The 12688-nt window shown below is 38.8% G+C and carries 11 protein-coding genes and 1 rRNA gene; 10 read left to right on the top strand and 2 right to left on the bottom strand.

The genetic code is table 11. From position 1 onward, the window contains the following. Window positions 1-90: 90 nt before the first annotated feature. Genes KQI66_RS04440 through KQI66_RS04405 form a run of 8 tightly spaced genes read left to right on the top strand, consistent with a single transcriptional unit; the run spans window position 91 to window position 7954 of the window. Window positions 91-933, top strand: coding sequence for a fumarate hydratase (locus KQI66_RS04440; RefSeq protein ID WP_216427481.1), 843 nt, complete (start codon window positions 91-93; stop codon window positions 931-933). Further along, a complete protein-coding gene (locus KQI66_RS04435) occupies window positions 930-1481 on the top strand; it encodes a Fe-S-containing hydro-lyase (protein ID WP_216427480.1) in 552 nt (183 codons plus the stop codon). The genes KQI66_RS04440 and KQI66_RS04435 overlap by 4 nt, the downstream gene beginning before the upstream one ends. Continuing rightward, window positions 1447-2697, top strand: coding sequence for a CapA family protein (locus KQI66_RS04430; RefSeq protein ID WP_216427479.1), 1251 nt, complete (start codon window positions 1447-1449; stop codon window positions 2695-2697). Before KQI66_RS04435 ends, KQI66_RS04430 begins: the two co-directional genes overlap by 35 nt. 21 nt (window positions 2698-2718) lie before the next feature. Then, entirely contained in the window at window positions 2719-3711 is a 993-nt protein-coding gene (gene prmA / locus KQI66_RS04425; protein ID WP_216427478.1) for a 50S ribosomal protein L11 methyltransferase, read from the top strand. A gap of 4 nt (window positions 3712-3715) precedes the next feature. Then, window positions 3716-4459: a 16S rRNA (uracil(1498)-N(3))-methyltransferase gene (locus KQI66_RS04420; protein ID WP_216427477.1), complete on the top strand. Its 744-nt coding sequence runs from the start codon at window positions 3716-3718 to the stop codon at window positions 4457-4459. A gap of 11 nt (window positions 4460-4470) precedes the next feature. After that, window positions 4471-5622, top strand: coding sequence for a cysteine desulfurase family protein (locus KQI66_RS04415; protein ID WP_216427476.1), 1152 nt, complete (start codon window positions 4471-4473; stop codon window positions 5620-5622). 5 nt (window positions 5623-5627) lie between these two features. Then, complete coding sequence (gene thiI, locus KQI66_RS04410; protein ID WP_216427475.1) at window positions 5628-6803, top strand: tRNA uracil 4-sulfurtransferase ThiI; 1176 nt, start codon at window positions 5628-5630, stop codon at window positions 6801-6803. A gap of 17 nt (window positions 6804-6820) precedes the next feature. Then, on the top strand, window positions 6821-7954 hold the full coding sequence (locus tag KQI66_RS04405; RefSeq protein ID WP_216427804.1) for a glycerate kinase family protein: 1134 nt from the start codon (window positions 6821-6823) through the stop codon (window positions 7952-7954). A gap of 41 nt (window positions 7955-7995) precedes the next feature. Here the strand turns inward: KQI66_RS04405 and KQI66_RS04400 are convergent, their stop codons facing one another. Beyond that, entirely contained in the window at window positions 7996-8721 is a 726-nt protein-coding gene (locus KQI66_RS04400; RefSeq protein WP_216427474.1) for a FadR/GntR family transcriptional regulator, read from the bottom strand. A 526-nt stretch (window positions 8722-9247) separates the two neighbouring features. Then, window positions 9248-11338 (bottom strand): PTS transporter subunit IIABC, encoded by a 2091-nt coding sequence (locus KQI66_RS04395; protein ID WP_216427473.1) that lies wholly within the window; start codon window positions 11336-11338, stop codon window positions 9248-9250. A gap of 172 nt (window positions 11339-11510) precedes the next feature. Here KQI66_RS04395 and KQI66_RS04390 point away from each other — a divergent pair, with 172 nt between their 5' ends. Both KQI66_RS04390 and KQI66_RS04385 read left to right on the top strand, forming a co-directional pair. Beyond that, the gene (locus KQI66_RS04390) at window positions 11511-12224 is read left to right on the top strand and encodes a FadR/GntR family transcriptional regulator (RefSeq protein ID WP_216427472.1); all 714 of its coding nucleotides are present in this window, start codon (window positions 11511-11513) and stop codon (window positions 12222-12224) included. Window positions 12225-12577: 353 nt separating this feature from the next. Next, window positions 12578-12688: ribosomal RNA gene (locus KQI66_RS04385) — 16S ribosomal RNA — on the top strand; the annotation flags it as partial.

Raw genomic sequence — 12688 nt, 5'->3', positions numbered from 1 at the left:
CCGAACCTTTCCGCTTAAAATGTTCTAGTTTTTTAATATTTTTAGGCTCCGTTAAAACGGGGCTTTTTATACATAACAGGAGATTTAAAAATGAGAGAGATAAATGTATCGGAAATAACAAATGCCGTTGCAAAGCTTTGCATAGACGCAAATTGCAAGCTCAACAGTGATGTTTACAATGCACTTGAAAATGCTAAAAAAACGGAAGAATCGGAAATAGGAAAAGAAATTTTATGCCAGCTTACGGAAAATGCGGATATTGCCAAAAACGAAAATATGCCAATATGCCAGGATACCGGAATGGCAGTTATATTCGTTGAGCTTGGACAGGAGGTTCATATATCCGGCGGAAAGCTTACGGATGCAATAAACGAAGGCGTAAGAAAGGGATACACAGAGGGCTATCTCAGAAAGTCTGTTGTTAAGGATCCGTTTATAAGAGAAAATACAAAGGACAATACTCCGGCAATAATACATTACGATATTGTTGAAGGTGATAAATTGAAAATAACAGTTGCACCTAAGGGCTTCGGAAGTGAAAACATGAGCCAGATATTCATGCTTAAGCCGTCTGCCGGAATTGAAGGTGCAAAGGATGCAATAGTAAGAGCAGTTGATGAGGCAGGTCCTAATCCATGTCCACCCATGGTTGTAGGCGTAGGAGTCGGCGGAAACTTTGAAATGTCGGCATATCTCGCAAAAAAAGCACTTTTAAGACCAATAGGCTCACATTCGGACAAGCCGCATTTAAGAGAAATGGAAGAAGAGCTGCTTGAAAGAATGAATAATCTCGGAATAGGCCCTCAGGGACTCGGCGGAAGAACGACTGTACTCGGAGTTAATGTTGAATCATATCCGACACATATAGCCGGAATGCCGATAGCGGTAAACATAAGCTGCCATGTAACAAGACATGCGGAGGTGATATTATGAAAATAGAATTAACTACACCGCTTACAAAGGAAAAAGCCGCAGAGCTTAAAGCCGGAGATATAGTAAGCCTTACCGGAACAATATATACAGGCAGAGATGCCGCACACAAAAGAATGGTGGAAGGCTTTGAAAAAACAGGCAAATTTCCTTTTGACTTAAAGGATCAGATTATATATTATGTCGGCCCTGCTCCTGCAAAGCCGGGACAGGTTACAGGCTCGGCAGGACCTACTACCTCCGGAAGAATGGACGCATATGCACCGACTGTGCTTGATAACGGTTCAACAGGAATGATAGGCAAGGGTGCAAGAACAAAAGAGGTTATTGAGGCAATGAAGAGAAATAAAGCGGTTTATTTCGGAGCGACAGGCGGAGCCGGAGCTCTTATTGCCGGACACATCAAAAAGTCTGAGGTTGTTGCTTATGAAGACCTCGGAACAGAGGCTATACATAGGTTTTATGTTGAGGATTTACCGTTGGTTGTTATTATAGACAGCAAAGGAAATAATTTGTATGAAACGGAAAAGGCGAAGTACAGGAAAAATTAAATACGGCTTTGTGCCGGTATTTGTGGTGGCGGTGCTTTTTGCAGTCGGATTTAAAACAATAAATTCAGAAAAAGTCGTTGAGGCTATTAAAAATGCTCCGGCAAAATGCAATACGGAAAGAGTTATAGGTACATTTGTAAATGATGCAGAGCTGACATTTACAGGCGATTTGATGGTTCACAGCTATCAGTATGAAGAGGCATATAATCCGCAGACAGGTGAATACGATTTTATGCACAATTTCACCGATATGAAAAAATACTTTGACAAAAGCGATTTTGTAATCGGAAATTTTGAAACCGTAACTGCCGGAGAAGATGTTGGCATAAGTGATTATCCTATGTTCAATACACCGGACAGCTTTGTTGACGCTGTTAAATATGCCGGCTTTGACCTTGTTACAACGGCGAATAACCATTGCATGGATAAAGGAATGAAGGGTGCTTTGAGAACAATTCAGGTGCTTGATGAAAAGGGTATTGACCACATAGGAACATATGCCTCGGAAGAAATGCGTAGCAATATATACATGAAAAATGTGAACGGAATAAATATTGCTTTTCTGTCATATACCTATGGAACAAACGGCATACCTGTGCCGGAAAGCTGGCTTGTGAATATACTTGACGAACAGCTTGTTAAGTCTGATATTTCAAGGGCAAAGGAGCTTAATCCGGATATTATTGTTGTTCTTCCGCATATGGGAAACGAATATGAGGAATATGTTCGTGATACGTTCAAAAACTGGGCTCATATGATGCTTGATGCCGGTGCGGATATTGTTGTGGCAAGTCACCCGCATATATTACAGCCTATGGAAATGGTTGATATAACTGATGATGACGGCTCTCAGAGAAAAGGCTTTGTAATGTACTCAATGGGAAATTTTATATCGTCGCAGACAACGCCGCCGAGAAATGCAAGTATTCTTTTGAATATTGAGCTGGAAAAGAAAAATAATAAAACAGAAATAACAGAGGTTTCGTATATTCCCATATGGACGCAGTTCAGAGTTGCGGATAACAGCAGAAATTATTTTGTCGTGAGAAGTGTTTACGAAATGCTTACACTTCCAGAAGATGAGCTTAATAAAACAGTAAGACAAAAGGATATACTGAGATTAAAGGATATTCACCATGAAACAGCCCAGACACTGTTGAACAGGGATATACCGCTTGAAGAAATTCAGAATGAATATATTTTTTATCAGAGATAATTAAAAAAATGAGGTATGAAAATGACTGAAAACGAATGTAACTGGATTGAAATTTTTATAGAAACAACAAAGGAAGGTTTTGAACCTGTCAGCGGAATTATATATCAGTGCGGAATTACCGGAGTAATGATAGAGGACACTGATGATTTTGAAGAGTTTCTCGAAAATCCTGCAAGAGATTGGGATTATATCGAGGACGAGCTTGTTGAGCAGAAGCACAATGCCAAAAACGGAATTACCTTCTTCGTAAGAGATAACATGAACGGTAAGGAAACTTTCGAACTTGTAAAAGAAATGCTCAAAAATGCCAAAGAAAACGAAAAAGAAATTGATTTCGGAAGCCTTGATATTACGGTTAAAAACATAAAAGAGGACGACTGGGCAAATAACTGGAAGAAATATTTCAAGCCTTTTGCCGTAGGCGACAAAATTGTTATACGTCCTTCATGGGAGGAATATAACGACGACGGAAACAAGACTGTTCTTAAAATAGATCCGGGTCATGTATTCGGAACAGGTACACACGAAACAACACAGCTTTGTATAGAGCTTATAGAAAACTATCTTAAGAAGGACGATATGGTCCTCGATATTGGCTGTGGTAGCGGTATACTTTCCATTGCTTCACTTCTTCTCAGCGCAAAATATGCAGATGCGGTCGATATTGATCCGAATGCCATAGACATTGCATATACAAATGCCGGAATGAACGACATAGGCAGGGAAACCTATGATGTTGTAAGCGGAAATATACTTGAAGATGAAGATTTAAACGAAAAATACAGCGGAAAGAAATATGATGTTGTTGAGGCAAACATTGTTGCAGATGTAATAATTGCTCTTACAGATAAAATTCCGGAGTATATAAAGGACGGAGGAGTATTTATCTCTTCGGGAATTATTGTGGAAAGACTTGATGACGTTCTTGAGGCACTTAAGGGACATGGCTTTGAGGTGCTTGAGGTTAAGAAAAAGAAGGGTTGGTCAGCAATCGCTTCGAGATATAACGGGTGAAAATATGCCGAGATTTTTTGTTGAGAATGATAACATAAAAGACAATATTATTACGCTGTACGGGGATGATGCCGGACATATTTCAAGAGTTCTGAGAAGCAAGCCGGGAGATATGCTTACGGTCTGTGACGGAACGGGAAATGATTATGAGGCGGAAATAACCGAAATATCGGAGGATAATATTAAGCTTGAAATAAAGAAAACCACTTTTACGGAAAGCGAGCCAATGGTTAAAATAACGCTTTTCCAAGGTCTGCCGAAGGGCGAAAAAATGGAACTTATTATACAGAAATGCGTAGAGCTCGGAGTATTTTCTATAATTCCGGTAAATACGGAGCGTTGCATAGTTAAGCTTGACGCAAAGAAGGAAAAGAAAAAAATCGAACGCTGGCAGAAAATTTCCGAATCTGCGGCAAAGCAGAGCGGAAGAGGAATTATACCGGAGATAGGCAATGTTATAAGTTTTTCGGAGGCTTTAAAAAAAGCGGCCGATATGGATATGGCAATGATACCATATGAGCTGGAGCAGGACAGAGGAATAAAGGCTTTTCTTGATGAATACAAAAAGCTTGAAAATAAAAAAACTCTCGGTATTTTTATAGGCCCTGAGGGCGGATTTTCGGCAGAGGAAATAGAAAAAGCGGTTTCTTCCGGTGTTGTTCCGGTAACATTGGGAAAACGTATACTCCGGACGGAAACAGCCGGACTTACCGCTGTTGCCAATACTCTGTTTTATCTTGATATGTAAGGAGAATTGAAATGATTTATTTTGATAATGCGGCAACGACAAGAGCTTTGGACGAGGTTGCCGATAAGGTAAAATATATGTTGCTTGAAAATTTCGGTAATCCTTCGTCACAGAACATGGCAGGAGTAAATGCCGAAAACGAGGTAATAAAAGCGAGAAAAATAATTGCCGCATCAATAAATGCAGAGCCGGACGAAATTTATTTTACATCGGGCGGAACAGAATCGGACAACTGGGCAATTTTTGGAACGGCAAAGGGCTATATAAGAAGCGGAAAGCACATGATAACAACGGCTATCGAGCATCCGGCGGTTTTACAGCCTATGCGTGAGCTTGAAAAAAACGGCTGGGACATAACAATTCTCGGCGTTGATGAAAAAGGCTATATAAATATAGATGAGCTTAAGGCGGCAATAAGAGAGGATACCGTTCTTGTAAGCACGATACTTATAAATAACGAAACAGGCACAATACAGAATGCCGAAGAAATAAGTAAGGCTATAAAAAGCGTAAATCCTCATACGCTTTATCATGTAGATGCAGTGCAGGCATACGGAAAATATCCTATCAATGTCAAAAAAATGGGTATAGATATGCTTTCGGTAAGCGGACATAAGGTGCATGGTCCTAAGGGCGTAGGCTTTTTCTATATGAAAAAAGGACTTAAGGTAAAACCTATTATATTCGGCGGCGGTCACGAAAGAGGACTGCGTTCCGGAACGGAAAATACTCCGTCTATTGTTGGACTTGCGGAAGCGGTAAAAATAGATATGGCTGAAATGGATAAGGCTGTGGAGCATGTTAAGCTTGTTAAGAAAACTCTTGCAGAAGGAATATTGAACAGCATACCGATGACATATATAAACGGCCCGTCGATCGAGGAAGGAAGTCCTTATGTGCTCAATATAGGATTTGAGGGCTTAAGGAGCGAGGTGCTTCTTCATTCGCTTGAGGAGAAGGAGATATATGTTTCGGCAGGAAGTGCCTGCAACAGCAAGAAAAAAGGAGCAAGTACGGTTTTATCGGCTCTCGGAATAGACGAAAAGCGTATCGAAGGTGCCATAAGATTCAGCTTTTGCCGATACAATACGGTTGAAGAGGCTGAACAGTGCATTGAGATTTTAAAGGAAAAGGCAGCTTTTCTCAGAAAATATATGAGGTAAATTGTATGGAAGAAAAGGTTCTTATAGTTAGATACGGCGAAATAGCAATGCGAGGAAACAACAGAAAGCTGTTTGTTACAAGGCTTGTTAATGCCATAAGAAAAAATCTTGACGATATGGGTGATTACTATGTCGTAAGAGAACAGGGACGTCTTATTGTTGAGGACAGAGGCGGAGAAATGGATTTTGACAAGGTAATACCGAGAGTGGTCTGTATACTCGGAATTACCGGAGTATGCCCTGCATTAAAGACGACCGAACAGGATATAGAAAACATCAAAAAAGTATGCGAACAGCATATCAACGAAATCGGAATTGATGATTACAAAACCTTTAAGGTGGAAACAAAGCGTTCCGACAAGCGTTATCCACTCGGTTCAAGAGAGGTTTCGGCGGCCGTCGGAGAATATATACTCGAAAAATTTCCTCAGCTTACGGTTGATGTGCATGAGCCGGATTTGACGGTGAATGTGGAGTTAAGAAACGACGCATATATTTATTCAAAGCTTATAAAAGGATTTGGAGGCCTTCCGGTAGGCTCATCGGGAAAAGGCATTGCTATGCTCTCCGGAGGAATAGACAGCCCTGTTGCAGCATTTATGATGGCAAAAAGAGGCGTTGAGGTGGAAGGAGTTTATTTCAATTCTCCGCCTTATACAAGTGAAAGAGCAAAGCAGAAGGTTGTTGACCTTGCGGAAAGACTTTCGGTATTTACAGGTGGCTTTAAGCTTTATGTTGTGCCGTTTACGGATTTACAGCTTTATCTTCTTGATAATGTGCCGCATGATAAGCTTACCATATTCCTTAAGCGTGCAATGACAAGAGTTGCCTGTACTCTCGGAGAAAGAGATGAGGCTCTTGCGGTAATAACAGGCGACAGCGTCGGACAGGTTGCAAGCCAGACAATGCAGGGACTTCATGCGATAAGTGCCGCTGCGACAATGCCGATATTAAGACCGCTTGCCGGCTTTGATAAACAGGAAATAGTCGATATAGCAAGAAAGATAGGTACATTTGATATTTCAATAAGACCTTATGAGGACTGCTGTACCATATTTGTTGCAAAGCACCCGGAAACAAAGCCGAAAACAAGCATTATCGAAAAAATAGAATCTAAGCTTACAGCGCTTGACAAATATCTTGAAGAAGCCATTGAAAATACAGAGGTAATCGAACTGTAAGGGAGAGTAAGCATATGATAAAAGTAGTAACGGCTATTGATTCATTTAAAGGCAGTGTATCATCTCTTGAAGCCGGATATGCGGCAAAGGACGCTGTTTTATCGGTTTATAAATATGCAGAGGTAGTTGTTATGCCGCTTGCAGACGGCGGCGAAGGTACGGTTAAAACTCTTGTTTCGGGAATGAACGGAAAGCTTGTAAAGGCAGAGGTAACCGGCCCGACAGGAGATAAAATAACAGCGGAATACGGAATTATAGGAAACACAGCCGTAATCGAGATGGCAGCGGCGGCAGGACTTCCGATTACTCCGGTTGAAAAAAGAAATCCGCTTTATACAACTACATACGGTGTTGGTGAGCTTATACTTAACGCAGTTGAAAATGGCTGTAATGAATTTATTGTCGGTATAGGCGGAAGTGCAACAAATGATGCCGGAGTAGGAATGTTGCAGGCACTCGGCTTTGAATTTTACGATAAAGGCGGCAATTCTGTGAAAACAGGCGGAAAATATGTTGCCGATATAACCGGAATAAATACAGACAATGTAAATTCGAAAATAAAGAACTGCAAATTCAGAATAGCCTGTGATGTAGATAATCCGCTTTGCGGAAAAAGAGGAGCGTCATATATATACGGCCCACAAAAGGGTGCAACACCGGAAATAGTCGAGTTTCTTGACAATGCACTGAAAAGCTTTTCCGAAGTAACTAAAAATAAACTCGGAATTGATTGTGCCAATGATGAAGGCAGTGGTGCGGCAGGCGGACTCGGTTATGCTTTCAGAGCTTATCTCAACGGTGAGCTTAAGCCGGGAATAGAAATAGTTCTTGACGAAATAGGAATAGATAAGGTGCTTGCGGACGCGGATTTTGTTATAACAGGAGAAGGAAGAATAGATTCGCAGAGTGCAATGGGAAAAGCACCCGTCGGTGTGGCAAAAAGAGCGAAAAAATACGGTGCAAAGGTTATAGGAATTGCCGGCTGTGTAGCTGATGACGCATATCTTTGCAATGCCGCCGGAATAGATGCAATATTTGCCGTTACGGACAAAGCAATGTCGCTTGAAGAGGCAATGGGTAAGGAAACAACAAAGAAAAATATAAGAAAAACGGTAACACAGATATTTAATCTTATAAAAACATTTGAATAAAAAAGAAAAGTCAGTCCTCGTTATTGAGAACTGACTTTTTGTTATACAAGTTCGTCCATAACACAGCTTAAATGTTCACGCATAGCCTTTGAGGCTTCTTCGGAATTTTTGAGAAGTATGCTGTCAAATATTCTGTTATGGAACTGCATAGTGGCATCATATGTAGATAATGCACCGATGTGGTCGATTTTTTCAAACTGATGTTTTATGCCTTTATAGTAGGTATCGGAGATTAATTTCATAATGCTCATTATAAGCTTATTATGGGTGCTGTAAGCTATTCTTGAGTGAAATTCAGCATCATAGTAAGAAAGAGCGGAAATATTATCACGACAGCCTTCCATTTTTATAATAAGCTTTTTTAATTCCATAATATCCTCTGTTGTTGCCTTTTGTGCCGCAATGAAGGCTGTTTCGGATTCAAATATAATACGGAATTCCATAAGCTCATTTGTATCGGATTCTTCAAAATTATAATCGATAAGAAATGAAGTATTAAAATCCTTTATTGAATTTACATATGTTCCATGCTTTGTTCTTTTAATAAGCCCATATACGGAAAGCACCTTAAAGGCCTCTCTCAATGTGCTTCTTCCGACACCAAGCTTTTCGCACAAAGTATTTTCGTTTGGAAGCATACATCCGGAAGAAAGAGCTCCGGTAACAATAGCGTTTTTAAATTGTTTTACAAGGTAATCAGAAGTAAGCTTGTTTGTATCACCGATAATGAGTTCATAAGGAAACTCACATATTTTATCTTCAGTCATTTTTTATCCCCCAGATATATATTGCCTTGCAAATATTTTACAACAAAAAATCTGACATGTAAATATATAAAAATAAATTTGTTGTCTTATCTCAAAAAGAGTTACTTTAAATTTTATAGTATGTTTTTTATGATAAATGCTGATTAAGTTACCTAAAACTAATAAAATTTTTGAAAAAATATAGCAATTTTATATTGACATCTAATTTCTTTAGTTATATAATTCAAATTGAAATCAGACAACAGAATTAAATGAGTTTATTATAAGGAGCTTAATTAACATTAAAATATAATTTTTTTAAATTACTCAGCCAAGCAAGTAGGTAATAAAGCGATTATATTGCTCCTTTTAAATAAATCCGGCATCCTCGCAAACTGTCGGATTTTTGAAATCCTCAGCTTATGCTGATTGATATAAATAACTCCCTTTTTTTAATTTTATGCTTACAGCATATTTTGAATTTTCCTAATCCTTTTAAACAAAGCCGATGTATCAAATTTGATATATCGGCTTTGTTTATATATTTTTATTCGGTTTCTATTTCAAGCATATCCTCGTTTGCTTTATAAACAGCACTTCCGTTTATTAATCTGATGTCATTGTTATCGGTGAATACAATAGGAATTGCATCAGATGCAGCATTTTCCTTTATATATTTCATATTGAAGGCAAGTATTTTATCTCCACGCTTAAGCTTGTCACCTTCCTTTACAAATACATCAAAGCCTTCTCCGTTAAGCTTTACAGTATCAATTCCGACATGAATAAGAATTTCTATGCCTTCGTCGGTTACAAGACCAACGGCATGCTTTGTCGGGAATATATTCATTACTGTTGAATCAACGGGAGCATATACAATATTGTTTTTAGGAAAAATAACAACGCCGTTGCCCATAAAGCCCTGTGAAAATGCTTCATCAGGTGTTTTGTCTATTGTTTCAACACGGCCGTTTACAGGACAGCCGATTGTGATAGTTTTTTTGCTGTCCGGTTCAACTTCAGAAATGTTTTCATCCGAATTATGCTCTATATATTCGTCCAAATTTGATTTTATAACGGTTACCTTCGGACCGTATACAATCTGTATTCCGTTTCCTTTCTTTATAACTCCGGCAGCTCCGCTGGCACGAAGTATTGATTCATCTATTTTTCCCGAATCATATACTGTACATCTTAATCTTGTGGCACAGCAGTCAACGTCGGAAATATTATTTATTCCGCCCAAGCCTGAGCAGATTAATTCTGAAACGGTATTATCAGAGTTTTTGGATTTGTTTTTGTCTGGATTATCCTTTTTGTTGTAGTCGGCTCTTGTATAAAGCTTTGTTTCTTCTGATAATTCTTCTCTGCCGGGAGTTTTGAGATCTCTGGACTTGATAAGAAAATAAAATACAAAATAGTATATGATAAAATAAATTATTCCTATTATTACAATCCGGATCCAATGTGTCTTTGGGTTGCCCTGCAAAACACCGAACAGAAACATATCTATAAGACCGCCGGAAAATGTCATTCCGACACCAACCTTAAATATGTGCATAAGCATAAATGAAAGACCGGCAAGCACACAGTGAACAATATAAAGTATCGGGGCAACAAAAAGAAATGTGAATTCAAGTGGCTCAGTAATACCTGTTATCATGCTCGTGAGAGCGGCAGAAAGAAGAAGTCCTCCGGCGGCTTTTTTCTTTTCCGGTTTAGCTGTTTTATACATGGCTAATGCCGCTCCGGGAAGACCGAAAATCATAAAAGGAAATTTTCCTGCCATAAATCTTGTTGCTTCTATATTGAAGGCTGTTGTTGAAGGTGACGCAAGCTCGGCAAAATAAATATTCTGAGCACCTTCGACAAGCGTTCCGTCTATGATAGCGGTTCCTCCGACACTGGTTTGCCAGAACGGTATATAGAAAACATGGTGCAGACCGAATGGAATTAATGCTCTTTCTATTATTCCGTATATCAATGTTCCGATATAGCCGGAACGAAGAACAAGACTGCCTATTGCGGATATTCCGAGCTGTATTGTCGGCCATATATAGAAAAGCAGTATTCCGACAAGAAGATAAACAGCGGAGCATATGATGGGAACAAATCTTGTGCCTCCAAAGAATGACAATACCTGAGGAAGCTCTATTTTGTAGTATTTATTATGCAGATATGCTGTTCCGAGACCTACGATTATGCCGCCGAATACACCGGTTTGCAGAGTTGTTATTCCCAAAGATACTGTAAGCGAGCCATCCGGAAGTGTGTTAGCCGCATCTGTAATGTCTATCATTGCACTTATAGCCGAGTTCATTACAAGAAAAGCAATAGCTCCGGCAAGTGCCGCAACTGCTTTTTCATTTTTAGCCATACCGATTGCAACGCCGATTGCAAAAAGCAGAGGAAGGTTATCGAAAATTACAGAACCGCAGTCATTTAAGACTGTAAGAAATGAATTTAATAATGTTCCTTCTCCGAGTATGGAGTTGAGTCCGTATGCGTTGATCATTGTTGCATTGGTAAATGAGCTGCCGAAGCCTAAAAAGAGTCCGGCAACCGGAAGAATAGCGATAGGAAGCATGAATGAACGGCCTATTCGCTGAAGAGTACTGAAAGTTTTATTATCCTTCATTATCTAAAGCCCTCCTTTTTGGGACAAATAATATCGAGATAAATATTTGCATATATCGAAATAAATATTCCTATCAGTAATATAAATCTAAATCAGATAATAATTTATTGACACAAAAATTTCATAATGTTAAAATGTCAGACAAGGGGAGGCGATTGTTATAAACGAGTTATTGCTTGAAAACATAGAGTATCTTAAAAATAATGACGGTAAAAATATTTCTGATTCATTGTTTAAAAAATTCAGAGATCTTATAGTTATGGGAAAGCTTCCGGCAGGAATGGCGCTTCCGAATGAGAATGTTATGAGTGAGCTGCTCGGAGTTGGAAGAAGCTCTTTGCGAGAAGCATATACTGCACTTGCGCTTTCAGGATTTATAGTACGGTCAAAATCTGGTACATATATAAATAAATCTGAGGACACAATAAACACGGCTCCTTTTAATATGATAGTTGAAAGCTCAAAGCCGGCGGATATACTTGAATTTCGTTTTATGCTTGAGGCAGAAAATGCAAGCTATGCGGCAAAGAGAGCAACAAAAGAAGATATAGAAAAAATAACAGAGTCCTACAATAATATGATCGAATGTAAAAATGATATAGAAAAGTTTTCTTATTATGATGTTGAGTTTCATATGAATGTGGCTAAGGCGGCACATAATGATTTGCTTTATAATGTTATGCAGGCTGCCTATGGAACAATAAGAAGAGATGTAAAGCAGGCAGGACTTAATGCTTACAGCAAAAAATGGGGCTTTATGGATGTAGTAATAAAGGTTCACGGAGATTTGTTAAAAGCAATAAAGGATAGGGACTATGCAACAGCATACACGGTTATGAAGGAGCATATTTCCTATGTAAATGCAACAGTAACATACACCGAATGAAAAAAATTAAAAATAATGAAAAAAGGTGTTGACAAATCAAATAAACCGAGTATAATAAATAAACGTTGCTGCTGAGAGCGGCGAAGTCAACCGAAAGAGATGGATTTAAAAGAATTGCTGATAACAAAAGATTTTAAAAAAGTCGAAAAAAGGTGTTGACAAAAGAAACAAAATAATGTATTATAAATAAGCTGTCTGGTGAGACAGTGAGTAAGAAAAGAATTGATCCTTGAAAACTGAACAGTTGATGGTAAAAAATTAAACCCAAGTCAATAACGAGTTTATTGAGATTGAGATAAACTACCAAGTAATAAATGGAAACAAAAAAGTCAGAGTTAACTGACAAAGGATTTTAACATAAGAGTTTGATCCTGGCTCAGGATGAACGCTGGCGGCGTGCTTAACACATGCAAGTCGAGCGGAGATATTTAGAAGCTTGCTTTTGAATATCTTAGCGGCGGACG

It is taken from the genome of Anaerotignum sp. MSJ-24 (assembly GCF_018918145.1).
In the GTDB taxonomy this organism is placed as follows: domain Bacteria; phylum Bacillota; class Clostridia; order Lachnospirales; family Anaerotignaceae; genus Metalachnospira.
The sequence above is the reverse complement of the archived record's forward strand: the minus strand, read 5'-3'. Positions and strand labels throughout refer to the sequence as shown.